This is a genomic window from Psychrobacter piscatorii, assembly GCF_001444505.1.
Lineage (GTDB): Bacteria > Pseudomonadota > Gammaproteobacteria > Pseudomonadales > Moraxellaceae > Psychrobacter > Psychrobacter piscatorii_B.
In genome coordinates this window covers 32,616-56,221 of the sequence record NZ_LNDJ01000047.1, presented here as the reverse complement: position 1 = coordinate 56,221, position 23,606 = coordinate 32,616, and the positions used below count along the sequence as shown (strand labels likewise).

Below are 23,606 nucleotides of genomic sequence, written 5' to 3'. Positions count from 1 at the left end.
AACACTTTAATAGTGGTTCGACTATAATCCACTAAACTCAGCTCACCCAAAGTAGCTAGTTTTATTTTTTGGCTAGATATTACAAGAGATGGACAGAGTGCAACGATGCCATATGAGTGCTATGTTATAGTGACATTCTCACTTTTATATTTTAATGGAAACGGCCTGTATGCGTTATCAAAATACTTATGTCAATCTCGACACGCGCCTTTATCATGAGCAGCCGCCCACGCCACTGGACACTCCACGTGCTGGACACTTCAATACCCAAGTCGCACAGCAATTAGGTTGGGCAGACAATGAAGATCTGATGACCAATTGGGTTGAGATATTGGGTGGCCAATATGTGCCATCTGACTTTAAACCATTGGCAATGGCATATGCAGGTCATCAGTTCGGACAATGGGCTGGGCAACTGGGTGACGGACGCGGTTTGCTGATGGCGCAAGTGCTCGATAGCAACGGACAACCACAAGACTTGCACCTCAAAGGGGCTGGCCTGACGCCCTACTCACGCATGGGTGACGGACGTGCGGTCTTACGTAGTACGATTCGAGAGTACTTATGCGGTCACGCATTGACGCAGCTTGGTATCTCCTCTTCTAATGCGTTGGGGTTTGTTGTCTCTGATACGAGAGTGCGCCGTGAGCGTATCGAAGCGGGTGCGGCATTGATGCGTGTCGCTGATAGCCATATTCGCCTTGGTCATGTTGAATGGATTGCCAGCTTTGCACCTGACTTACTGGGTGAGTTTACCGACTATATGATTGATACTTATTATCCAGAGTGCCGCGATAGCGATGCGCCCATAGTAGCTTTTTTGACCTCAGTCGTTGAGCGCACTGCTCGGATGATTGCTGATTGGCAACTGATTGGCTTTGCACATGGTGTGATGAACACGGATAACTTATCTATTACAGGTAGCACTTTGGATTTCGGGCCGTTTGGCTTTATGGAGCGCTTCAATCCTGCATGGATTAACAATCACTCTGACCATAATGGTCGCTACGCTTATCAGAATCAGCCTGCTATCGGTCATTGGAATCTGAACGTTTGGCTGCCGCATTTTATGCGCCTGCAAGGTATTAGCCGTGAGACGCTCTCTGAGTGCTTGGCACCTTACGAAGCAACCTTTATGCAGCATTATCAGCAAGGTCTATGCCGCAAGCTTGGACTGCCTCACCAGAGTGAGAGTTTGAGCTTGGCTTTTGAATGGTTAACGTTGTTAGAAGACAACTTGCTCGATTATACCAATAGTTTCCGTGCGCTCCTCGGTTTGGTCGCGCCGAACGATCACCCATATGAGCAAAAATTACTGACTACCATGACTACTGAATTAAGCAGTGATGCAAAGCAAGTGTGGCAAGATTGGTCTATACGTTATCTGGCACAGGTTGAGCAATCATCAACTGAGCAAGCAATTAATGATATGCAGACCAATAACCCTGTGTACGTTTTGCGTAATAGTATGGCGCAGCGTGCCATTACTGCCGCAGAGCAAGGTCAGTTTGAAGAAGTCGATCGTGTCTATCGCCTGCTAGCTAATCCTTATCACGTCCAAGATATCGCGACTGATCTCGATACGAGTACACCGGCGCCGAACATACCGCAAATGCCTATTAGCTGCTCATCTTAATATGGATGTATACTGTAATATTTTGAAATATTATCAAATTAAGGTTGATATTTGTCTGTGTTTTTTGGCATTATCAACCAGATAAATAACGAATATCATTTTATTATATTATTCGCAGGCTTCCATACGGTCGACTAGGCAGCGAATTGCCAATAATGGTAGAATGACTATTTTTGCTAGATTGCTTTTTTGACCTGATTTTTGATCAACGACCGTGATTCCGATGGTCGTTAGTCATTTAACGTTCAAAGCCCTTTGCTGATGATTATAATCATTCAATTATTTCTGAGGGTTAGACGTTTTTTATCACCATTTAATTTATTCCAATTTATTCCAACCATGGCAATTATTATGAATGACGATACCACTTCGAATACGGATAACCTCAGTACAGAAAAAGAGCAGTTTGAACAAGCTGCCTTACATTACCATGAGTTTCCACGCCCAGGTAAAATCTCAGTAACTCCAACTAAGCAGCTGGCTAACCAACGCGATCTGGCACTCGCCTACTCTCCAGGTGTGGCTGTACCGTGTCTTGAGATCCAAAAAGACCCAAAGCTCGCTTCTAAATATACGGCACGTAACAACTTAGTTGGTGTCATCACTAACGGTACTGCCGTACTAGGTCTGGGCAATATCGGTCCATTGGCATCAAAACCAGTGATGGAAGGTAAAGGCGTTCTATTCAAAAAGTTCGCAGGTATCGACGTTTTTGATATTGAAATTGACCAAAATGATCCAGATAAGTTCATCGAAGCTGTTGCTTCTCTTGAGCCTACCTTTGGTGGTATCAACTTAGAAGATATCAAAGCACCAGAATGTTTCAAAATTGAGCGCGTATTACGTGAGCGTATGAACATTCCTGTGTTCCATGATGACCAGCATGGTACGTCAATCATTGTTGCCGCAGCGATGCTTAATGCGCTATTGATCACTGGCAAAAAAATCGAAGAAATTAAAGTTGTCTGTTCAGGTGCAGGTGCAGCCGCCATCTCTTGTCTAGACATCATTTGCGCGCTTGGTGTTAATAAAAACAACATTATTGTTTCAGATTCACGCGGCATTATCAGCACTAGTCGTGAAAACCTTGATGAAACCAAACAACGTTATGCTCGTGAGACAACCGCTACCTCTATCGAAGAAGTGATGGACGATGTGGATATGTTCCTAGGCCTATCAATGCCCGGTACACTATCAGAAGATATGGTTCGCCGTATGGCAAAAGACCCTATCGTCTTTGCACTTGCCAACCCAACACCTGAAATCATGCCAGAATTGGCACATGCGGTACGTCCAGACGTCATCATGGCAACAGGTCGCTCAGATTATCCAAACCAAGTAAACAACGCACTATGTTTCCCATACATCTTCCGGGGTGCATTGGATGTTGGTGCGACAACCGTCAACGAAGAGATGAAAGTCGCTTGCGTAAAAGCCATCGCTGCAATGGCACACGTTGAAGCAACCCCTACGACCAACGTCAGAAACATCGAGACGATGAAAAGCTTCGGTCGTGACTACCTAATCCCTGGCCCTCTAGAGCCAAACCTAATCATCGAGATTGCCTCTGCGGTTGCCAAAGCGGCAATGGACTCAGGCGTAGCGACACTGCCAATCGAAGACATGAAGGCATATCGTCAGCGTCTGTCTGAGTTTGTCTACAACTCTGCGTTTGTTATGAAGCCTATCTTTGCACGCGCTAAGTCTGCGCCAAAGCGTATCGTATACTGTGAAGGCGAAGACAATAATATCTTATTGGCCGTACAAGTGGTCGTCGATGAAGGCTTGGCTCAGCCAATCTTGGTTGGTCGTCCAGCAGTCATCAACGATCACATCAATAAGTTGGGCTTACGTCTAAAAGATGGCGAAAACATCACGATCGTCAACCAAGATGATGATCCTCGCTACAAAGACTACTGGCAGGGCTACTACGAGAAAAACAAGCGCCGCGGCGTGAGTATCGAGCTTGCTCGTCGTGATGTTCGCCGTAAAACCACGTTGATTGGTTCTTTATTGGTTGACAACGGTGATGCTGACGGTATGGTTTGTGGTACCTTTAGTGACTACCAGATGCACCTAAAGTATGTCGAAAGCGTCATTGGCAAAAAAGAAGGCATCAATGATTTTTATTCGATGAATGCCGTATTGATGCAAGATCGCAACATCTTTATCGCTGATACGTACGTGCATGAAGATCCAACCGCTGAGCAGTTGGCTGAGATGACCGTTCTGGCTGCCGATCAAATCCGCCGTTTTGGTATCACGCCACGTGTTGCATTAGTCTCTCATTCAAACTTTGGCGCTTCAAATCTTGCCAGCGCGGTCAAAATGCGCAAGGTTCATGAGCTACTAACTGACATGAATGTCGACTTTGATTTTGAAGGCGAGATGCAAGGAGATGCCGCACTGAATGAACATATCCGCCTAAACGATATGCCATCAAGCCCACTAAAAGGCGCTGCGAACTTGCTGATCTTGCCAACGCTTGACGCCTCAAATATTGCCTTTAATTTACTTAAAACGGCAACCAGCAGTGCGTCTATTGGACCTATCTTGTTAGGTACGAATAAGCCAGTACATATCTTGACGCCATCAGCGACTGCTCGCGGTATCGTCAATATGACGGCATTGACTGTGACTGAAGCACAAGATTTAGAAAGCGAAAAATAATCAGACGTCCTACTTCGTATGATTATGTGATTCAAAAGGGCTCTGTCATCCATTGGCAGGGCCTTTTTGCTATACTAAAACCGGCCAATGCACATCACGCATGGGCGGTTTTTTGATTTATTGCGATTGGGCCGCTGATATCGGTTCAATAAGAAGAGGCTTTTATGCAAATTTATCTTGTGGGTGGAGCGGTTCGAGATCAACTATTACAACAACCTGTCAAAGATAAAGACTTCGTCGTCGTTGGTGCAACTGTCTCAGAGATGCTTGATGCAGGGTTTCAACAAGTAGGTGCGGACTTCCCTGTGTTTTTGCACCCCACCACTCATGAAGAGTATGCCCTTGCACGTACAGAGCGCAAGCAAGGCTCAGGATATAAAGGCTTTAGCGTACATGCCAGTCCTAATGTTAGTTTAAAAGAGGATTTGCAGCGCCGTGATCTGACCATCAATGCAATGGCTATCGAGGTTGTGAGTCTCACCGATGATACCCCTGTCAGTGGCGATGTCATTGACTATTACGGAGGATTACAAGATTTAGAGAGTCACATACTGCGCCATGTGTCTGGCGCTTTTAGCGAAGACCCATTACGAGTGCTGAGGACGGCTCGATTTTACGGGCGTTATTATGATTTGGGTTTTACCATTGCGGAAGACACCTTGACCCTAATGCGTCAACTGGTCAACTCAGGAGAGCTTGCTCATTTGAGTGCGGAACGTATCTGGCAAGAGTCGAGCCGTGCAACGATGCAACTATCACCGCAAGTATACTGGCAGCAATTGTTTGAGATTGGTGCGCTTACAGAGTACTTTGCCCCATTGCATGATGCTTGGGAGGACACTCATATACGAGAGACGGTTCAGACAGCATTATATTTTGCAGGCCAAATGCGCCTAAACTTGCCGCAGCGTTGGGCCCTGTTAGTGGTCAGCCTGACCCCGTCACTATTTAATAATGAACATACGCATGACCAATCAAAAGCGCTAAGAGATATCAATGATATCGGTAATAAAGCTAAAGTCCCCAAAGCGCATACGCAGTTCGCTACCCTATTCGCTCAGCAAGCCGAAACGCTGAGCATGATAAACAGTCTGAGCGCTGCCAAAAAGATTGACCTTATACAAGCTTGTGGTGCTCATAAAGAGCCAGATAAGCTGTCACAGCTCCTTGTGTGCAGTCACGTCTTACAGCTGGCAACACAGCACCGTCAGATGATGCTAGCATTAAATAGCTTTCATGCAATCGGTATGACAGATATTGCACCAGATCTTAAAGGGCCAGCCATCGGAGCAGCCTTACGTCAAAGCAGAATTGAACACTTACAAGCGCATGACACCTATTAAAAAGCATTTTAAAAAACATTGTCACTATGAACCAAGAACCTAACACTCTGCTATCAAAGAATACTGACATCCAACCTCCGGTGATGTTGGTAACCGGTAGCGCTAAGCGCATCGGTGCGGCAATTATCAGAGCAGCGCACACTCAAGGCTACCGTGTCATTATTCATTGTCATCGTAGCGAAAAAGAAGCTAATAGCTTAGCTGACCAACTTAACAAAAGCCGTGCTAATAGCGCAGTGGTTATTGTTGCGGATTTGGCAGTAGTCAATCATGGTGCAGCGTTAGAGGATTTTGTTAAAAATATCATAGAAGCCTTTGGACAGCTAGATGTACTGGTACACAATGCGTCACGGTTCTACCCAAGCCCGCTTGGTAACATTGATTATACCCAGTGGGATGAATTACTTCTAACCAATGCCAAGGCGCCTTTACTATTGAGCCAAGCGCTAGTGCCCTATCTCAAACATCAGCAAGGCTGTATTATCAGCTTATTGGATATTCACGCGCATGATAGACCGTTTAACAATTATACGGTCTATAACATGGCAAAAGCTGCGCATCGAATGATGGTTCAGTCGCTAGCGTTAGAGCTGGCACCAGACATACGCGTCAATGGTGTTGCACCTGGCGTCAATATCTTACCCGACCCCAATGGCGACCAAGCCATGGATGAAGTACAACAAACCAATATTATCGACTCAATCCCTATGCAAAGAATCGGCAAACCTGAAGAAATTGCTCACAGTGTGATGTACTTGGTGCAAGCACACTATGTCACAGGTGAAATTATCACAATCGATGGGGGGCGTAGCCTGACTTTGGCTGGTAGTGGCTTTTAATGCGCTTTTAAACCGATTAAAAATTTATTGGTTACTTGCCATCTTTTACTTGAAAAATTCAAAAAATCAGGTATCATTGTGCGTCTAACGTTAGGGCCCATAGCTCAGTTGGTTAGAGCAGAGGACTCATAATCCTTTGGTCGTAGGTTCAAGTCCTACTGGGCCCACCAGATATAAGCTATACCATTAAAGACTTTCAAATGATTGAAGGTCTTTTTTATTGTCTGCTATTTTCCGTCAGCATGTAAAAAGTAATCAAATAGTAATCGTTGTTGAGACTTTTAAAATGGATCAGACCAAATTCCAGACACAAAAAAAACGCCCTGCCAAATTAATGGCGGGCTTAGAGGTTGAAGCTATCAAAAATAAAAATATGTACGTACCTTCGAAGGGTATCGTCATTATAGCAGCTAAACATTGCTAAGTGTGGTTAATTATCTTTAGCAGCCCACCGCAAGTTGCCGACGATACGACGGGACCAACCGCGCCCAAACGTCGACCATGTTCGCAGACGAGTGTAAAAATCTAGGCGTTCCGCATTAAACAGTAGGATAATATCGTTTTGATCCATTGCTTTGACTGCCGCTAGTGTGCGCGGCCCTATGATGCCGTCATCACTTGCGCCAATAGCTCTCTGTAAAAACTTAACAGCATTACGGTTGCCATGATTGTATGCTGCATCAACTACCTGCCAAGCGACAGCACGTGGCAACTCGTCACCCTTTACAGCCTGCCAATAACTTTTATCAGCGATTGCTTGGGCTGTGGATTTTGGCAAACTACGCATTGGGCCGTTATAGCCGTGAGCGCGAGCCACACGTTTTGTCACGCCCCACATAGTTTCGCCGCCCGGGTCGCTCGGATGGTTAACGTAACCGCCTTCGTGATCCATCAATCTGTTAAACAAACTTTCAAAAATACTCATATTTTTCCCCAAAAAAAGCCCCATTAAGGGGCGTGTTTATTGCATTTGATTAGACTTATTGGTATCTGCTTTTTGATATAGTTCGCCGCCTCTAAGATGTATAAGGCGTTGATAATAAGCATCATTACACGGACGAATGTAATAGATATTACCTTGTCAATCTCATACGGATAGTCGTAATAGATAACTGTCATCCAAACGATTAACCACATGACAACGACCACTATGCGTAAGTCTGTCTTAGTGTTGACTCGCTTATTAAAGAGAGCCACTAGGCACAATATCAAACCAAAAAACGGCACCCAGTAATTAATTAGGGTTATCATTCGACACCTCCTCTTGCTCTTGCGACATCGGATGACTGTCCAGACCTGTATTGATTTTTGGTATCAACACAAGTGATGCAACAACACCTACCAAAGCAGCTGTTAATACTTTTGTAGCGTGGTCAGTGACCAGCTTGATCGCAATATCTGCAAACTTGATGGATTGCTGCACAATCAAATCAACAATAGCGTCTTGCAAGTCTTGGCGGTTCATTATGTTGATAGCGATTCTCAGCAAGATGGTGCCTGATAGACCGGAAATAAAAGAAGCTATCTGCATGAGTCCAACGCTAGACGACGGATTGACAACTGGTAGTACGATAAAAGACAAGACAAAACCTGCCATTACCGCTGTAAAGAAGTTACCTGCTTTAGTGCCGTTTGACTGCATATAGTCTGTTTTAAGTGCGAAAAATGCACCGATAAAGTTAAGTAGCACCATAGACAGTAGAAAAACCCAGTAGGGCAACTGTAGGTTCATATAGCTGTGTGGCGCATTTAGCTGCTCAGCAAGCCCAACCGTGACAGCTGCCACCGTGCCAGTGCTTGAGAGTGCGAATGCCCTCACGGTTTCGATGGCTGCGATTCTATGCGGCATCACTCCTCCTAATTTTAGTCATAAAAAAACCACTCGAGTGAGTGGCTGTTAGTAACCTGCGATTGCTTTGCTGTCTTGTAGCTGTTGTAGCAGCGCCATTAATGCGTTTTCTTGATTTTCTGGCATAGTAAGCGATGCCGAAGCACCGCCGAGCTTGAAATTAACATCAATCGTCTTAGATGATGACGGCTGACTGTCAAAGCGTCCATACTCTTGCGTATTGATTCTAGCCGTCGCCGTCCTTGCGGTTTCCCTGCTATCACGCTGACGCTCAGCATCACGCGCCTTGCTTGCTATTTCAGACAAGTACATTGACGCCGTTTTAAACTTCTCAATGTCAGCAGGCGTCATTACCTGACCATCTTTATAACCTTGTAGCTTAGCAACATTTAGCGCACCGTCTCTTGTCCCTTGCTTGGCATACAGTTTACGAGCTTCCTCAATCGCTGTCGCTTCCGATAAGCCTTGAGACTTTAAAAAGTTCTCAACAGCAAGTTTTGATCCAAACTGATTACCTTGGACGGGCGCTTTCTCCATGCCGTACTGTCGTAAGTTGCGTAACGTTTCATCGCCATTTTTAACAGCTTGCGCCTCTTTGACAGCCTTAATCTTAGCTTGCAGCTTATCATAAGCAGATGATGCCTCGTTTGCAGCGCGTACCATGCTATTTCCTGCACTACCTGCGCTGCTCGATATGCCATCGTAGGCTGTTCTGATGCCGTGGACTGAGCGAGTGACATTATCGTTTGCTGCCTTAGCCTGACCCATTTTTTCAAATGTGACGCGGCCTGTTTCATCAACTGCGATAGTCAAGCCGCGCTGCGCTGCCTCTGTTTTGAGCTGTGCTGTCACCACATCGCCATTGGCTGCGACTGCTGCTTTAGCGTATTTTTTAAAGCCGTCGATTAACTGACCTGCTGTTGCCTCACCGTCTTTTTTAATGATGCCGTATGCCTGCGTGTACGCCTCAGCTTGTTTTGCTGCCTCTGCGCGTGTCGTCAGACCTAAGACTTTGTAGGCCTCATTGACTGAGTTTACGCCGTCTGTCAGCGCGTCCAGTCGCTCATTAGCCAAATCAAGACCTGCTGCCAGATCCTCGCCTGTAAGCTGACCTTGCTTGCCTAAATCTTCCCACATCAAGATAATATCTTGCAGCTCGTCAGTGTTTTTAGCCTTATTGGTCATGTCGTTCAAGGCAGCAAACAGCACCTCACCTGTTTGATAACCTGAGTCAGTGAGCACATCAAAACTATCTGATAGCTCTAGCACTGATGCTTTGACTTCTTTGTACTTACTGGTAAGCCCAATACCAAGACTCTCAGCTATCGACACATAAGCAGCATTAAGTTTTTCAGCTTTACTAGCTGCTTCGGTAGCAGCGATATCACTGGCAGTCATTGCCCTAACTGTTGCTTGACCTGTTTCATCAATGACAGCTTGTAGATTCTTTTCCGCCAACTCAACACGTAGCTTGTCAGATACAACATTATCGTTTGCTTTAATATTATCAAGCGCATATTTAACAAGAGCCGCTTCTTGTTGCTCAGCCGTTGCCTCAGCATCTCCAGATATTTTTCTGTAGGCTGCTTCTGAATCTGCCGCTATTTCCGCAAAGCGATCTTTTGCAGTCTTAGCAGCGTTGGTAATGGCTTGCGCCCCTGACGACTCCCAGTTTAAAACATCCTGTTCGGCACTATCCCACGTCTCTTTTGATTTTGCTTGTAGCTCATCAGCAGTCCGCTTAAAGCCATCAGATACCTCACCAAAAGTTATGCTCGCTGCGATGTTTGCTAAGTCTGACATAGCTCCGTATAGGCTAGCGACAACAAATCCAGCCGCGACCCCAATTGCGCTAAATCCATCTTTAATAAAACCGATAAATATATTCAGACCATGGAGGGCTGCGGTTATTAGTCCGACTTGTTCAGCGGCATCAGCAGACCCGCCTGTTATTGTATTGACTAAATCAACAAAGATGTCATAAACACCCTTAACTCCTTTACCTAACGTGACGACTGTTTCGACCGTATTCTGAAATACGCCCGTCAAGGCAGAAACCACGCTAGGGTCCAAATCCTCCAAGCTGTCGCCTATATAGCTAATCGCCTCAGCAAGCTTCGATGATTGATTTAACGCGCCGTCAATCTCACCGATGAAGTTAAATATTTGGTTTTTAACAACCTGTAGTGAATTAGCAACTGTATTCGGCAATGTTGCAAACTCACCGGCGATGGCTTCACCTTGCGACTGCACCGCATTAATAACCACCTCTGATGTCAGCTTACCGTCTTGTGCCAATGCGCGTAACTCACCACGAGTCACGCCCAAACCGTCAGCCATTGCTTTAGCAAGTCGTGGCGCCTGCTCCATGATGCTGTTAAATTCTTCGCCGCGTACTACGCCACTTTGTAATCCTTGGATTAACTGAGTGATTGCAGCGTCAGCACTGGCAGCACTACCACCAGATAGCTGTATGGCCTCATTAATGGTACGAGTGATTTCTAAAACCTGTGTTTGTGCTAATCCTAAATCCTCACCCGCTTGTGATATTCGAGCAAACAGTTCGCCAGTGCTTTCGATGCTACTAAATGTCTCGTTTGCAATCTGTTTGACGCCTTCAAAACCTGTGACAAAAGCCGCGCCTTCGCCAGTTGCTAGTTTGATGCGAGCTTCCAAGCTCTTAAATGCGTCCGCTGTCTCGATAATCTCAGCCACACCAATGCCGAGTCCAGCAGCAGCCAGTAGACCTTGCAAGCCACCAAACGCGCCCTTTAGTCTATCGACACCGCCACTTAGACCGCCTGTGCTGGTGTCTGTCCGTCTTATCGTATCATCAACACCGTTAAGCTCATTTTCAAGCCGTCTGATCTGCTCCTCGGCTGCGCGCGTTGCTCGCTCGATTTCAGCAGCAGGGCGGCCGCTATTGTTCTGAAAATCTACCAAAGCTCGGCTGATACTATCAATCTCACCACGTATCGTCTCAGGCACTCGAATATTTGCCATGCGATAGATAGCATTACGTGCATTGTCAGCAGTGTTAGACGCTCTGTTCATTGCGCCTGACAGCTCATTGGCAAGGCTAACACTGGCACTTCGAGCTTGTCCAAGTTCTTGCTCTAATCGATTGACATTAGCTGCTGCTTGTTCAATATCTTCAGGACTCGCGCTTGTCTGACTCAATCGTAATGCTTCAGACCTTGCTACTTCTAATTGTCTGCCAAGCCTTGTAACTTGTAGTGCTGATGCTTGCATAGCCGCCTCGATTTGATCGCCGGATAGATTGGCACCTGCACCCATATTTCTTAACTGGTCAGCCGTTGCACGTAGCTCAGCCGTCAATCTGTCTGAGCTTACGTTGCCAAGCCCTGCAAGCATGGTAGATGCGCGTTCTGTATCAGTATTCATCTGCGCTACATTGCGCTGCACCGACTGAGCATATTGCGTAAATCTGTCACGCGCCTGATTGATGCCGTTATTAAATTGCTCATTGAGCACGCGTAGCTGTACGCTAAAATCTAAATCACCTGCCATATGGCGCACCTCAAATTATGGACATAAAAAAACCCTCACTATTTCTAGCAAGGGTATTTAATTAAGTTTGTTTAATTCACTACTCGTCAGTAAATTTCATTTTATCTTCGTCATAACCTCTCAGGTTAAACTCAGACTCTACTTCATCTGATAACCCTACAATAGGCAGATAAACAGTAGCTCTATTAGATTGCGTAGTTTTGTCAAATAGCTCAGCTGATAACTGCTCATTGATTGGGGTCAGCACCCCATCAACTCTTTGCTCAAAACTGTAAGCTGATATCCCGCCATTGAACCTGATCCTAATGTCACAGCTTGGCGTACATTTAACTTGCTCAGGCGCAAAAATAGTAAATCTTTTTGATATCGTTTCATCAGCCATTTTTCGTTTTTCCAACTCAATCCATGAGCGCTGTTTAAGATTTGGATATTTTGGCACAGTATAGGTATTAGTAGCATAAATACTGGCAGATAATGAAAAAACACCATCCTCATTACTAACGCTACGATACTTCCAGTCGCCTTTGTCTGCAGGAAAGGTGCCGCCCGCACCGATCGTACCGCCATTGCCGTCGCTTACCTGTGGCGGTAAACTGTCGTAACCTCCACCACAACCACTAAGTATCAATGCCAAACCTACCGCTAATAGCTTTTTCATAACCAATCACCAAAATTATATTTACTCAATCTTAGTTGATTGTGGTTTGTTACGCTAGTCTTTCATAAACTCTTTCCAACCTTTGCTATCCGCTTGTGATACTCGCATTGCAAGCGCCATATCTTTAATGCTTTGCTGCTTATCTTTAGCCAGTGCTTTAGATAAGCCCCACCATTCGCCAAAGACCATATCTAAGACGTCGGATTCTCTGAGTCCGATTTTGTAGAATGGTAGTAAGCTGTCGTACCAAGTAAGTGTAGCTGTGCCCCCAACTGCTTTAGGGGAATGAAAATCTGACGCATAAAAAAATCGCCACTATGGGCGACGACCTCCTGCATGACGGTGAGCATTTCAAGCGGCTCAAGCTCTCTATAAAAGCTCGGCGGCTGGTCTGTCAGTGTTGAGGCTAAGACAACCGTTTCATCTGTAAATGTACCGATAAGCGCCATTAATTCACTCTCTGGCATACCTTTTTTGGCTTTCACGATGCGCTCAAACTCAGCAACAAATGGCATAAATGCTCGCGTTACTTCGTGCAAGTTTTTAACCTTAACGCGGTTGATTACAATCTCTTGCCCTGCTACTTTGATAGTTTTGACGCTATCGTCTTTTTTAATGTCTGTCATACGCTAATCTCTACATAAGTTAAGTTGGGCGCTTGCGCTACTATCTGACCGTTTTGAATAAAGACTTTTGATTGTAGCTCATAAGCGGCGCTGGATTGGACAATGGTATTACCACCGCCCTGCATCGTTACCGTATAGTTTGAGCCTTGCTTATCAATGACGGTCGCAAGTTGCTTGGCACCCTGCTCAGTGACGTTTTTGAATAGCTGCCATAGGTTGCCGCTTGCCATTAAACAATCTCCTTATCAAAGTGCCTTTCAACATCAATAGACTGGTCAATCTCTAATGCTCGATTGCTCGATAATCGACCTGTGATAGTCGTGCCTCTGACCATACCAACCCATGATTCACCATCATTAACACCGATTAGTGTAGATGGTTTTAACACGCCTACATCAGCGACCAATGGCATTGATATACCGATGTTGCCAATATCGCCTGTGTCACTAAGTATCATCTTACCTCGGCTAATAGCGGCTGCTGTGTCCGTCATTAGGTCGCTTGTGACCATAGTCGGCTGATAGCCTCCGCTTGTGCCTGTACGCTTGATTAAAGCGCCGATACCGTTATCGTTCTCACCGTAAATAGTCACGCCGTTGTAAGCGGGTTTATTCACACGGCCGCGACTACGGCTAGTGATTAATGAGATTGGCAATTCAATGCTAGGCGTTTGCGCTGCCCATTCCCAACTTGGTATTGGATAGTGTGCGAGTACGTGCAATATATCAGCGCTCATATCAGCATTGATAAAGCCACCTGCTGCCTCAGCTATCCATTGCAATGAGTTGATAGGCGTTTTGCCCGTGTAGCTGTAAGTGTTGGCTGGCACATTCCAACCGTTAACCCCTGCAAGCTGCCAATCTAAGCTAAAGCCTGACGCTATGCCATTGCGGTTTAATTCAGCATCAGCTATCTGTCTGGCACTCATGGCTGTGTCAAACTTAAAGCCGCGCTGTGTTGCGTATGGATGCGCTAAGAGCATGGCTCGTGACTTACCTTTAATCGTTAAGCTACTCTCACCAAACGACACGCTATCACTGCAATCATCTAAGATAAAGCGCCATAGGTTGCCGTTACAAGTGAAATCAACACCAATGCGCTGCTCATGTGCTGTATCGACTTTTGATAACTCAGATAACGGCACAGTGGCGCTAAATGACCATGTATAGCTATTGCTATCAATGCCAACGCTAAAGCCTAGCATCTTAATCTCACGCCCATCATCGGAGCGCACTAATGACACACTGTTTGTCACAAATATAACTCCTTGACCGTAAGCATCGCTTTTATCACTAATACTTAACTGTAGATATGCAATAGCATTAAGTGTTGCTTGGCTATTGACTGCGATACCTGCTGACTTACCGAACACTTTTGGCTTACACGTAACAACATCAAGCGTAGGATTAACGGCTAGTGTTTTACGTTTGCATGGATAATTTTCCATTGCATCGGCATCAATGGCTGACAATATCAGCACACCATGCGGCATCGTCATCGGCATGGCTAACTGACTGGACGCGCCCCTGTCAGCAATACGCCTTGTCATCGGTAATGCTAATTCGTCATTGTAAACATAGTGACGTAATGCGCCGCTACCACACTCCCAACCCTCGATGATTTGCTGTTTAAGGATAACGGTTTGTGATAAATCAGGCGCTACATAACGCAATTTGCTAAATGGCAATCTAGCTGTTTCAATAAGTAAGCGTTTCTGCTGCGCTACAAATCGGTTGTAGTCGCTAAACGTACCTAGCTTATCAGTGAGTAGCTTGGCGTTTTCACCGTGTATCGCTCGCTCAATTTGACGCTTAGCCATAGCCTCAAAGCTGTACCACTGCCCTTGACCAACCAGCTTTGATTGCTCATATTGTAGCTGTGACTTGCTAGCAATAAACGTCTGGTACTCAGCGCCTTGCTTGCTGCTATCGCCTATCAGTTTTGATTGCTCAAACGATACTTGACTACTTGAGTGTAATTGCTCGTTAGCCTCAAACTGCGCTTGATTATCAGTACCTATAAGCTTCGATTGTTGCCAGCCTGTATTAACTTGCTGCGTTAGATTATCGTTAGCCTCGAAGCCTGATCGCCTATCAACGCCTTGTAGTTTTGATTGCTGTATATCGCTAGATACGTCAAGCATGACCAAACTAGGATTGTTGCTGTCATACTCTGCCTTTGCGCTCGCTACTGGATTGAGTGTAGCGGTAGCAGTAATCGCTATATTTGTATTAACTTCGGCTAATTCAGCAGACAGCGAGGCGTTAGCAACTGGCGTCAAACTAGCTGTTGCTGTAACGGTAATATTGACCGAATTGTCTAGCTCAGCGACCGATACGCTAGCATTGGCTGTTGGTGTTAGCACTGCTGTCGCATTAACCGCTACACTTACATCATCAGCAACATCAGGCGGCGTAACTGGCGCACCAATCGCTGTACCAAGTCTACGGCTCATATTAAGCGGCAAGGCGCTAGATAACGGCTGCTCACTTGTCGCTACTGTTAGAAGTAACGGCAAGCTGCTAGATATAAAGTATAGCGGTGGCGCTATTGTGCCAAGCGGCTGCATCATACCAAGACTTAAAGCGTTGGCACTTGGCTGCTCGCTACTTAATCGCTCTAAACGCAACGGTAGCGCACCGGCAAAAACATACTTATATCGCGTTATATCGCCTAAATTCCTATCAAGCGGTAATGACAGTTTATTAGCTTTTGGTTGTACAGCAATATACCGCTCTAAAATGAGGCGCAACGTACTAGCCATTTATCACCTCTTTTATTCTAAGTTTGCCACGTTTGCCAAAGCGTTTGTTGCTCAGCGATAGTTAAATCATTAGCAGGTTTGACATAATCCCACGCAAACGGCTCATACTCTTTTTTATGGTCACGCACCATGACCAGATACTCTTTTGCAGGATCAAGACCTAAAAATAGATAGTGACCGTTTTTGAGTGATGTAGCGACCTGCTCAACCGCCATCGTTACCGCGTCTAGCAGCCATATTTTACGTGATGCAGGTTTGCCTTGCACTGTGACAATACCTGCGCCTGCGCCTGCGATATAACCGCTGTTTGCGAGTGATAGCGGCGTATAGACTTTTGCGAGCACCTGCATATCAATACTCCCAATAATCAAGATAAATCATTACGCCGACTAGAAACCGAAAGGTGTTGTCAGTAGTAGCCCAAGATATTCCGTTGCAAAAATAAAGCACAGGACGGCCGTTGAAATGAGTTGTTTTTGTACCATACATATCATCCCTATTTCTAAATGTTGATATCAGCAGTCCGGCATAACTGCCCATAACACCTCCTTCCATCCCCACATATAACTCACCGACTAAATCAACAGCAACATTGTCAGCCGGTAATTTTTCTTCATTAAAAAGCCCTTTATTAACAGACGTAAAAGAAAACCCAGTAGCATTCCCTCCTATTTTTTGATAGAACTCAGCACTCGTGCCTTTTGCGTAAAATCTAGCCGGAACATTGTTTGTTGATGACAGCCCAACACTCCAAAAAGACATATTTTCTGACAATATGTCAACTAGCGCGCTCTTTATCTGACCCATAAATGTCAGTCTTGACATAAGTTGATTGATAACGTTATTGTATAAGGTTTCAATAAAGTAAAAACCCTTATCTGATACTATCAAGTCCCAACGATTTCCTGAGTGCGCCCTGTTACTATAAGTGTATTCTTTGCTTATAGTATTATTTTTAGGGTTTGTTCTTGTATTTTTATACTGGTAATACCAAGTCGTACTCGATGTACTCGTATCATCAACACCTAGCCTATAATCGAGCATTTCAGTAGAGGTGCTGGAAAACTCGATGACATTACCTGCCTCGTTTACCGCCGTCCATCCTGCGCTTGCTGTTGATCCGTATCCTGTAACAAGACACGCTTTGAGCACCGATTTTACATCACCTGCTGTGCGAGCGTTATAGTTAATCTGTGGCGCACCCGCATCTGTGCTGCTAAATCGTAGCACAGGCTCGTTTACTGGATTTAGAAAACTCATAATCTACCCTTATTTATTTAGTACAAGCTCATACGCGCCATGCGTAATAGGCTCGCAGCCATCAGCGACATACGTTATACCAACTATCAAGTTGGTATCGTAGTCAAACGACCAGTTACCCGCTGCGTCTGGTATTGACTTACCTAAGCACCTGCCTGTTTTCCACGCAAATAACAATACGTAATCAATCGCTGTGCCGTCATAGCGTTTTGCTCTGCCTGTGATTATTGCCATATCAAATACCCATTGTTAGCGCTGTCAGCGTGACATAGCCGCCTTGATACACTTGCGACTTATCAAGCGTGACCTCAGTAGCTACGTCAAGCTCAGCGATTAGCGTGCCGTCTGCTGCCAGCACTTTTGCCGATGTCAGCACGCCCGATGCTATCGCTAGCACTTTGGGCGGTACTTTAAACGTCATGACAGCGTTGGTTATTGACTCCTGCGCTGGATTGAGTAGCGCAATCTCAGCCGCTAAAGTCTCACCGATAAACAAAGAGAGCACCGAATTGGTGCCCTCATTTAATTTATCAGCAATCCCTTGTAGCGCCGCGTTTTTTGCATCAACTGATAACTCCATTACACAGCCCTCTCTCTATCAATGTTGGCATGATAGCCAATCGTAAAGTCGTAATTGTCTTTACTACTACCCTGATGCTGCTGGATAGCGTTACCGATCCAAACTGGATACTTGGCTGCTGCGGTATTGATACGCACTACGTTATTAGCTGACCAACCTGTGCCCCATGCTGCTGCTGGTATCGTGAAATACGGATAGCCAGTCATAGGGTTAATTGGCGCTGTCAAAGTGGTCGTTGAACCTGTACCAATCTCACCGACTGTTTGGCCAATAATGCGAAACGCTGTTTGACTGGTAAACACCAGCGCCCAACGCTCCTCGATAGCATCACGATTAGTCACCACAATAGGATTGTTAGTTACCTGCAACTGTGACGTCGCAGCATCGCCAATCAATGAGTCACTCCAAACGGCATTGCTCCATGATTTTTGACTAAACACGTTATACGCTCGCGCTTGCATATCACCGGCAAGTAGCATTGAGCTAAACACTGCGTCAGTGCTGTAATCATGCGTGATAGGCGTTGATAGCGTCACACGGCCTGATATATCTGTCTCAATGACCAGCGCAATATCCATGATGCGATATTTAGCTGTGAGTGGTGCTGTATAAAATGACATATCAAGCAGTCCATTTAACGTCAAAGTACCTGCATCTAAATCAACATCAAGATAATCAAAGCTGACTTTTAAACCATTGGCATCAACCACGTTCACGTCAGACAATCGCTCAAATCCCAAATCAAACGTATCATTTGGCGCATTGGTTGGCAGTTCCAGCGTTTTAAGCTCAGTAATGGCAATACTGTCGCCTTTACGCACAAACGGCACACGACCATCGCTTGGCAAGCGTACTGGGTCAAGTCCAATAAGCTCTTTATCAAGCGGTAGATAGCTGTAAGCAATCGCGTTATAACGTATTGAGTCAGGCTTAACGTAAACAGGTCGGTTAATATATTGCGTATTGTCTCCTGACGATAGCGTGTAGATATTATTCGCGTCATACCACGGCTCATTGACCACGCTAGGATTAGCTGTCACGCCTAGTCGCTCGTAAAAATACAGCGCAACCACCCCTGCTTTAAAATCAACCGTACCGTGTGCAAAGCTGTTACCAGTTATGTTGCCTTGCTCGTCGGTTGATAGCGATATTTGCGTACCATCTGCAAGCTCAGCGCTGATCTGTAATGATGCTTCTTTAAGTGGCGCGACTGGCGTTCTAAAAATCAAATTAGCAAGCGGTACCGGATCGTTTTCGCGTAGCATTGATTTTAAGTCAACAGTATTGGCTTGTCCTGCTTGCCAAGTTGTTAGCTGCAAAACGCCTGACTTGTAATCAATTTTGCCAACAATATCAGTGCTGTTTTTGATGTTGCCGTTGTCATCGCGCAAGCTCTGACCGAGCGCATCGACAAATACTGAGCCGCTGACGACTGGTGTTTTTGACTCCATCGGTGGCGCTATTAGCAATTTATCAGCAGTCATGTCGAAAGTAGCGGCCTCCGTGGTCGATCCGACCTCAGCACTGCCATAAATCTGCACAGTGCTGATATTTAGGTTTTCGTCTTGGCTCGTGGTTGTAAATAGTGGTTTTTTATTTAAACCGCCCGCCATCACGACATCAGTAACCGTTTTTCTGCGCGAAACCTTGATAGTAAACGTGGCCGTACCTGCTGCCTTATCCAAACTACTGCTCACCAGAAACACTTTCCATTGACCGTTTACCCCATTAGTAGCGTCATACCAGGACAGCCCTGTCTGAGGCGTTATTGTATTCCCACTTCTGTACGCAACGGCTGTTGCGTATGTGGGGTATGCAACACCGTTCAATCTCAGTAATTCTTCACCAGTACCCATACTGGAAAGGTGAACTGCTACCTGAGCGCTACCTCTATCGTAAAGCTCTGCTCTAAGACTGATGTCGCCATCTATAGCGCCGCCCATATCGATAGTAGCGGTAAAGGTGCCGTCCGTAGAGTTTGGGCTATAAGTAGCGTTAATTGGCGATGTCATCGAGTCAAGCAGTTTGTCATACGATACTGTAAACTCGGTGTCTTTTGCGACTGTCTCATTGGGCGCAATATGCAGCTCTCGACCATCATACGTGCCCGTAGCATCACCGGTAATAATGCCGTTACTCATAGTTGCTGTTTTATCAGCGCCCCATGTGATTGTGATATCGCCGACCACCTCATCGTCAATAATAGCCGCATGGTAGGCAGGTGGTAGCGCTTGCTCACCATATTTAACGGTATCTAAATCGACACCAAACGAATAAATGATATAGCTAGCAGCATCAGGAATAGCAGCAGTCGTCAGCAATACTGTCTTGCCTTGCACAGTGCCACGACCGTTGCCGTCATCATCAACTAAGTTGCCGCGCCCATCATCGTGTACGAGATAGTTATTACCACCTACCGTATAAGTGATTTTAAGGCTGTTCGGCAAAGGCTCAGCACCAAGCTCACGCACATAGTTATAGCCTGCGTTGTCACCAACGACTTGATAATCAGTTTGCGCCACACGGGTAAACTCACTAGCAGGTTTATAGCTGCCTGTCACTGTTGTTTGCCCAAGATTCAGAAGGTTGTACCAGGTGATTTGACCAATGCCATACTGGATAGAGGCGTAAGCTACACTGCTGCTATCTACTAATTGACCATCTCTATCAATTAGTGATCGTCCGCCGACAAACAAGCTCAACGTACCGACTGCAATACCGCTTGGTAGGCTAAACGCAGTGCTTGGTGTCACGTTGACCGACTGATTGATGTTGATAACCCCATCGCCACGAGCCTGAGTAGCAACTTGGTTTGCTGGGTCGCGCTGCAAAATTGGCGTCTCAACTTGCGTGCTTGGCACCACTTGCGTAAAAATAGACTCAAGCCGCACCTGACGTGATTGCATAGCGACCACTGGTTCAGCCAAACGTGACGCGCTGTAATACTTAGCGGCATCAGCAATACGAGCTTCTCGCAAGATTGCACGTCTGCTCGTTGATGCGTTTTGATAAAACTCAGGCACAGTTAAGCCGTTAAATGTTTTGCTTAAAACATCACCAAACTCAATCGTTACCACATTACGACTCACAGTCTCGCTCACGGTACGTTGAAATTCACGCACTACCGTATCAACTTTAAGCGGTCTTAAGTATTGATAAAACTCGTCTGATTGGCCTTCGTTTTGCACCAATACAAGAGGTTGACCGACTGCTGGCACAGCATCTTTTAACCCTAATGAGATTTGGATGACGCGCTGACCAGTAAGCTGTGTTTCCAATAAATGACCTGCCCACTTGGTCCCAAACGCAAGATACGACTCAATTTTATCTTGAGCATCTGAGCGACGATCAGCGAAACTACTACCTTTAAAGAAAAACACACTGATATTTGGATTGTCCGGCAGCTCGGTTAGCAAAATACGAGGCGCTTGCAATAGCTCAGCATTAGCCGTCTTTACCGCTAGTGATACTTTACGCAAACGCACACGACCAATTAAGCGGTCAATATCCGACACATCAGGGAGTAAGTTGTTAGATACGCCATCGACGACAGCAATACCCGTTGGCAGACCGCCGCCATCGTCGGTATCAGCCATAATCTCAGACTTTAGTATCTCTAAATCGTTTTGAGTAATTGCCATTGCTGTCATCCGTCAAATTTTGGGCATTAAAAAACCCGCTACAATGAGCGGGCTATGGCTTGTTATGTATTAATTACTAGGTATCTCTAAAAACCTAAGCGTCACATTATAGTAATCGGTCAGCTCTGGACTTGTCGTGTTCTTGACTGGCTTAGCTTCAATTGCCTCCGCTGTCGTGTCAAATATCACCTTGACGCGCTTAACTGCCCCATCTGCTAGATAGTCTAGCCAAAAGGTAGCGCCTAGCTTGTCACGCTCAGATTTGAGCGCATTAACCGTTGCTCGTGATAGTACGCCATGACCATCAGGTGCCTGCATCGTGTAAGGTCTGCCAGCTTTACGCTCTGACTGTTCGACTATCATTGTGCCATCAAGTGCGTACTTAGTATTTGATACGATAGCTGACCAGTCGTGTTCGCCTTCTGGGTAAAGGCTGTCTGATAAGATAATAACCGCGCCCGTGGCTGTATTTGTCAGCTTAGTTTGTGCATTAGTACGCATAATTAATCCTTTTTCATTTAATTAAGCAACCGTCACGCAGTCACTTAATTAAACAAAATAGGTCTATGCGAAATCACATAGACCTATCGAACTACAGCTTCACAATTTCATACATGGCTTCTTCAGCTTCGTCATACATCAAGTCGGCTTCAAGCTCCATTTCGCTAAAGTCATCACCGATTAAATCGTAAGCATCTGCTGGTGATAGCTTTGCACGGTATGCAGTAACTACCTGCTTGTCTTTTTGACCAACTTTGTTTAGACCGTTGACGCGGATGCGATAATAATCAACATCATCTGTCATTGGCTTCATGACCGTGGCCGTGCCATAGCTGTATGCAACTTTGATCGGTGATGTGATGGTCTGTACGTGCGTCATTTCAAGAGTGCCGTACTTTTCATCAATTGTGTAGTCAATACCTTCGACCAATGCCAATGGTGTTGCAGTCGTGCTGTCGGTGATAACAACGTCGCTGACGTTCTTATGTTTCAAAAAGAGAATATCGCCAATGGCGTCAACTTCGTGCTCTTCTGCTGAGACTGTTCCCGTGGTAACTTCCGTGACCTTGGCTTGTAATGCTGCTTGCATCGCTTCAACGCGTCGCTCGTTGAGGGTTAGGCTAAAAGTAGCGGACTTGTCACCTTCTGATTTATCCCAAGTCTGGTTTTTACCTGAGTGATACTCTTTTAATTCACTCTCATTCTCGACTGAGTGATTAAAGGCTGCGGCTGATGCTACGCCAACCCAAAAGGGCTTGCCCTCTACGCCATTTTTAACAGCGGTAAAATACACCTTACCGTTACCGATAAATGCGTGTGATTGTTGTTTATCTGCCATGTTACTTATCTCCTATGGCGTAATAGTGGTTTGAAAAGTGAGTGGATATAATGCAAACGTACTAAAGTAATCAGGCCGCCCGCTGGTCGATGTGCGCTCTAGTGGGTCGTGATAGTCGTCTAGCTCATAACCTTGCACATGATTGATAACTTTACTCACAAGCTCGCCTGACGACTCCATGAGCGCCTTAACGTCTGTTTGTGCCGCTTGGTTACTCACAGCGACAACAACCGTCCATTGCTGCACGTCACGGCTGTCTATTGAGCCGTTAGCGTTAGGATTGTTGCCAGTGTTGATGACATAGAGCGCGGGTGTGACGTTTTTATTGATCTTGTTGATACTAGCGACGGTGCCAACGTGCTTAACACCCCACTCGTCAGCCTTAGCCTCTAAGTGCTCGATTAGGCCAAGACCTACTGCAAAATAATTACTCATAAGTCGACGTCCATAATCCGATTGATGATATTCAGCACACTAGCCCTATCGTTTTCATTCATGCCCAAAAACGGCCTAGCAGGTATATCACCCCACAAGTGAGGGAATAACGCTTTTTTACCGCCATAGTGCATCATGCGTGCATAAACTACATTTGTGCCCCACTTGACGCCATCAGGAAGAGCAATATAGGTGAGTGACGCCAATAAACGACCATCTTTGCGTAGCGTATCGCCGCCTTGCTCTATCGCTCGTTTAGATGGCAACCACGGTTGACGGTCTAGCCCATGCTGATTGTAAAAGCGTTCCTCAGTTTGATTGACCATCTCAGCGCCAACCAACCGGCTAAACTTTTGCATTTTTTTACTGTCAAAATACAAGTCGCCTAACCGTCTGATAATCTCGTCACCACCTGATAAATCAGCATCAAACATG

22 protein-coding genes and 1 tRNA gene are annotated in these 23,606 nt (G+C 45.6%); 5 read left to right on the top strand and 18 right to left on the bottom strand.

The window, feature by feature from the left end; genetic code table 11:
- The first annotated feature begins 169 nt into the window (after positions 1 to 169).
- From AS194_RS02770 to AS194_RS02750, 5 genes are all read left to right on the top strand, one after another.
- Positions 170 to 1,636 (top strand): protein adenylyltransferase SelO, encoded by a 1,467-nt coding sequence (locus tag AS194_RS02770; RefSeq protein ID WP_058023953.1) that lies wholly within the window; start codon positions 170 to 172, stop codon positions 1,634 to 1,636.
- Positions 1,637 to 1,987: 351 nt separating this feature from the next.
- Positions 1,988 to 4,306, top strand: coding sequence for an NADP-dependent malic enzyme (locus AS194_RS02765; protein ID WP_058023952.1), 2,319 nt, complete (start codon positions 1,988 to 1,990; stop codon positions 4,304 to 4,306).
- 164 nt (positions 4,307 to 4,470) lie between these two features.
- Complete coding sequence (locus AS194_RS02760) at positions 4,471 to 5,649, top strand: tRNA nucleotidyltransferase (RefSeq protein WP_058023951.1); 1,179 nt, start codon at positions 4,471 to 4,473, stop codon at positions 5,647 to 5,649.
- 26 nt (positions 5,650 to 5,675) lie between these two features.
- On the top strand, positions 5,676 to 6,488 hold the full coding sequence (locus tag AS194_RS02755) for a pteridine reductase (protein ID WP_083499575.1): 813 nt from the start codon (positions 5,676 to 5,678) through the stop codon (positions 6,486 to 6,488).
- A gap of 93 nt (positions 6,489 to 6,581) precedes the next feature.
- Positions 6,582 to 6,658, top strand: a tRNA-Ile gene (locus AS194_RS02750).
- Between the two features lie 260 nt (positions 6,659 to 6,918).
- Here AS194_RS02750 and AS194_RS02740 read toward each other — a convergent pair.
- The 18 genes from AS194_RS02740 to AS194_RS02660 all read right to left on the bottom strand — a co-directional run bounded on the left by AS194_RS02740 (position 6,919) and on the right by AS194_RS02660 (position 23,605).
- Complete coding sequence (locus AS194_RS02740; RefSeq protein ID WP_058023948.1) at positions 6,919 to 7,413, bottom strand: glycoside hydrolase family 108 protein; 495 nt, start codon at positions 7,411 to 7,413, stop codon at positions 6,919 to 6,921.
- Positions 7,414 to 7,436: 23 nt separating this feature from the next.
- Positions 7,437 to 7,739 carry a hypothetical protein gene (locus AS194_RS02735; RefSeq protein WP_058023947.1) on the bottom strand — a complete coding sequence of 101 codons (303 nt, stop codon included), beginning with the start codon at positions 7,737 to 7,739 and terminating at the stop codon, positions 7,437 to 7,439.
- Positions 7,723 to 8,337, bottom strand: a complete 615-nt coding sequence (locus tag AS194_RS02730) for a hypothetical protein (RefSeq protein ID WP_058023946.1) — start codon at positions 8,335 to 8,337, stop codon at positions 7,723 to 7,725. The genes AS194_RS02735 and AS194_RS02730 overlap by 17 nt, the downstream gene beginning before the upstream one ends.
- A 48-nt stretch (positions 8,338 to 8,385) precedes the next feature.
- Positions 8,386 to 11,868 carry a tape measure protein gene (locus AS194_RS02725; RefSeq protein WP_058023945.1) on the bottom strand — a complete coding sequence of 1,161 codons (3,483 nt, stop codon included), beginning with the start codon at positions 11,866 to 11,868 and terminating at the stop codon, positions 8,386 to 8,388.
- A 79-nt stretch (positions 11,869 to 11,947) separates the two neighbouring features.
- Complete coding sequence (locus tag AS194_RS02720; protein WP_058023944.1) at positions 11,948 to 12,526, bottom strand: hypothetical protein; 579 nt, start codon at positions 12,524 to 12,526, stop codon at positions 11,948 to 11,950.
- A 54-nt stretch (positions 12,527 to 12,580) separates the two neighbouring features.
- Positions 12,581 to 12,715, bottom strand: a complete 135-nt coding sequence (locus AS194_RS14005) for a hypothetical protein (RefSeq protein WP_264753425.1) — start codon at positions 12,713 to 12,715, stop codon at positions 12,581 to 12,583.
- Positions 12,716 to 12,717: 2 nt separating this feature from the next.
- Positions 12,718 to 13,152, bottom strand: a complete 435-nt coding sequence (locus AS194_RS02715; protein ID WP_058023943.1) for a hypothetical protein — start codon at positions 13,150 to 13,152, stop codon at positions 12,718 to 12,720.
- Positions 13,149 to 13,382, bottom strand: coding sequence for a hypothetical protein (locus AS194_RS02710; RefSeq protein WP_058023942.1), 234 nt, complete (start codon positions 13,380 to 13,382; stop codon positions 13,149 to 13,151). The genes AS194_RS02715 and AS194_RS02710 overlap by 4 nt, the downstream gene beginning before the upstream one ends.
- Positions 13,382 to 15,916, bottom strand: a complete 2,535-nt coding sequence (locus AS194_RS02705) for a hypothetical protein (RefSeq protein WP_058023941.1) — start codon at positions 15,914 to 15,916, stop codon at positions 13,382 to 13,384. Before AS194_RS02705 ends, AS194_RS02710 begins: the two co-directional genes overlap by 1 nt.
- Positions 15,917 to 15,933: 17 nt before the next feature.
- Complete coding sequence (locus AS194_RS02700; protein WP_058023940.1) at positions 15,934 to 16,266, bottom strand: hypothetical protein; 333 nt, start codon at positions 16,264 to 16,266, stop codon at positions 15,934 to 15,936.
- Position 16,267: 1 nt separating this feature from the next.
- The gene (locus AS194_RS02695) at positions 16,268 to 17,176 is read right to left on the bottom strand and encodes a hypothetical protein (protein WP_058023939.1); all 909 of its coding nucleotides are present in this window, start codon (positions 17,174 to 17,176) and stop codon (positions 16,268 to 16,270) included.
- A gap of 9 nt (positions 17,177 to 17,185) precedes the next feature.
- Positions 17,186 to 17,410: a hypothetical protein gene (locus AS194_RS02690; RefSeq protein ID WP_058023938.1), complete on the bottom strand. Its 225-nt coding sequence runs from the start codon at positions 17,408 to 17,410 to the stop codon at positions 17,186 to 17,188.
- A 1-nt stretch (position 17,411) separates the two neighbouring features.
- Positions 17,412 to 17,756: a hypothetical protein gene (locus tag AS194_RS02685; RefSeq protein WP_058023937.1), complete on the bottom strand. Its 345-nt coding sequence runs from the start codon at positions 17,754 to 17,756 to the stop codon at positions 17,412 to 17,414.
- On the bottom strand, positions 17,756 to 21,397 hold the full coding sequence (locus AS194_RS02680) for a hypothetical protein (RefSeq protein ID WP_058023936.1): 3,642 nt from the start codon (positions 21,395 to 21,397) through the stop codon (positions 17,756 to 17,758). Before AS194_RS02680 ends, AS194_RS02685 begins: the two co-directional genes overlap by 1 nt.
- Positions 21,398 to 21,466: 69 nt before the next feature.
- Positions 21,467 to 21,898, bottom strand: coding sequence for a hypothetical protein (locus AS194_RS02675; RefSeq protein ID WP_058023935.1), 432 nt, complete (start codon positions 21,896 to 21,898; stop codon positions 21,467 to 21,469).
- A 91-nt stretch (positions 21,899 to 21,989) separates the two neighbouring features.
- Complete coding sequence (locus tag AS194_RS02670; protein ID WP_058023934.1) at positions 21,990 to 22,736, bottom strand: hypothetical protein; 747 nt, start codon at positions 22,734 to 22,736, stop codon at positions 21,990 to 21,992.
- Between the two features lie 12 nt (positions 22,737 to 22,748).
- Entirely contained in the window at positions 22,749 to 23,171 is a 423-nt protein-coding gene (locus AS194_RS02665; RefSeq protein ID WP_058023933.1) for a hypothetical protein, read from the bottom strand.
- Positions 23,168 to 23,605: a phage virion morphogenesis protein gene (locus AS194_RS02660; protein WP_058023932.1), complete on the bottom strand. Its 438-nt coding sequence runs from the start codon at positions 23,603 to 23,605 to the stop codon at positions 23,168 to 23,170. The genes AS194_RS02665 and AS194_RS02660 overlap by 4 nt, the downstream gene beginning before the upstream one ends.
- Position 23,606 lies beyond the last annotated feature (1 nt).

What these genes read in the sequence shown, in the direction of transcription:
- AS194_RS02715 (WP_058023943.1), bottom strand. Translation starts at nt 13,152, where the DNA reads ATGACAGACATTAAAAAAGACGATAGCGTCAAAACTATCAAAGTAGCA.
- AS194_RS02740 (WP_058023948.1), bottom strand. Translation starts at nt 7,413, where the DNA reads ATGAGTATTTTTGAAAGTTTGTTTAACAGATTGATGGATCACGAAGGC.
- AS194_RS02685 (WP_058023937.1), bottom strand. Translation starts at nt 17,756, where the DNA reads ATGGAGTTATCAGTTGATGCAAAAAACGCGGCGCTACAAGGGATTGCT.
- AS194_RS02665 (WP_058023933.1), bottom strand. Translation starts at nt 23,171, where the DNA reads ATGAGTAATTATTTTGCAGTAGGTCTTGGCCTAATCGAGCACTTAGAG.
- AS194_RS02710 (WP_058023942.1), bottom strand. Translation starts at nt 13,382, where the DNA reads ATGGCAAGCGGCAACCTATGGCAGCTATTCAAAAACGTCACTGAGCAG.
- AS194_RS02760 (WP_058023951.1), top strand. Translation starts at nt 4,471, where the DNA reads ATGCAAATTTATCTTGTGGGTGGAGCGGTTCGAGATCAACTATTACAA.
- AS194_RS02695 (WP_058023939.1), bottom strand. Translation starts at nt 17,176, where the DNA reads ATGAGTTTTCTAAATCCAGTAAACGAGCCTGTGCTACGATTTAGCAGC.
- AS194_RS02670 (WP_058023934.1), bottom strand. Translation starts at nt 22,736, where the DNA reads ATGGCAGATAAACAACAATCACACGCATTTATCGGTAACGGTAAGGTG.
- AS194_RS02705 (WP_058023941.1), bottom strand. Translation starts at nt 15,916, where the DNA reads ATGGCTAGTACGTTGCGCCTCATTTTAGAGCGGTATATTGCTGTACAA.
- AS194_RS02700 (WP_058023940.1), bottom strand. Translation starts at nt 16,266, where the DNA reads ATGCAGGTGCTCGCAAAAGTCTATACGCCGCTATCACTCGCAAACAGC.
- AS194_RS14005 (WP_264753425.1), bottom strand. Translation starts at nt 12,715, where the DNA reads ATGGTCTTTGGCGAATGGTGGGGCTTATCTAAAGCACTGGCTAAAGAT.
- AS194_RS02660 (WP_058023932.1), bottom strand. Translation starts at nt 23,605, where the DNA reads ATGTTTGATGCTGATTTATCAGGTGGTGACGAGATTATCAGACGGTTA.
- AS194_RS02765 (WP_058023952.1), top strand. Translation starts at nt 1,988, where the DNA reads ATGAATGACGATACCACTTCGAATACGGATAACCTCAGTACAGAAAAA.
- AS194_RS02720 (WP_058023944.1), bottom strand. Translation starts at nt 12,526, where the DNA reads ATGAAAAAGCTATTAGCGGTAGGTTTGGCATTGATACTTAGTGGTTGT.
- AS194_RS02675 (WP_058023935.1), bottom strand. Translation starts at nt 21,898, where the DNA reads ATGCGTACTAATGCACAAACTAAGCTGACAAATACAGCCACGGGCGCG.
- AS194_RS02690 (WP_058023938.1), bottom strand. Translation starts at nt 17,410, where the DNA reads ATGGCAATAATCACAGGCAGAGCAAAACGCTATGACGGCACAGCGATT.
- AS194_RS02735 (WP_058023947.1), bottom strand. Translation starts at nt 7,739, where the DNA reads ATGATAACCCTAATTAATTACTGGGTGCCGTTTTTTGGTTTGATATTG.
- AS194_RS02730 (WP_058023946.1), bottom strand. Translation starts at nt 8,337, where the DNA reads ATGCCGCATAGAATCGCAGCCATCGAAACCGTGAGGGCATTCGCACTC.
- AS194_RS02755 (WP_083499575.1), top strand. Translation starts at nt 5,676, where the DNA reads ATGAACCAAGAACCTAACACTCTGCTATCAAAGAATACTGACATCCAA.
- AS194_RS02770 (WP_058023953.1), top strand. Translation starts at nt 170, where the DNA reads ATGCGTTATCAAAATACTTATGTCAATCTCGACACGCGCCTTTATCAT.
- AS194_RS02680 (WP_058023936.1), bottom strand. Translation starts at nt 21,397, where the DNA reads ATGGCAATTACTCAAAACGATTTAGAGATACTAAAGTCTGAGATTATG.
- AS194_RS02725 (WP_058023945.1), bottom strand. Translation starts at nt 11,868, where the DNA reads ATGGCAGGTGATTTAGATTTTAGCGTACAGCTACGCGTGCTCAATGAG.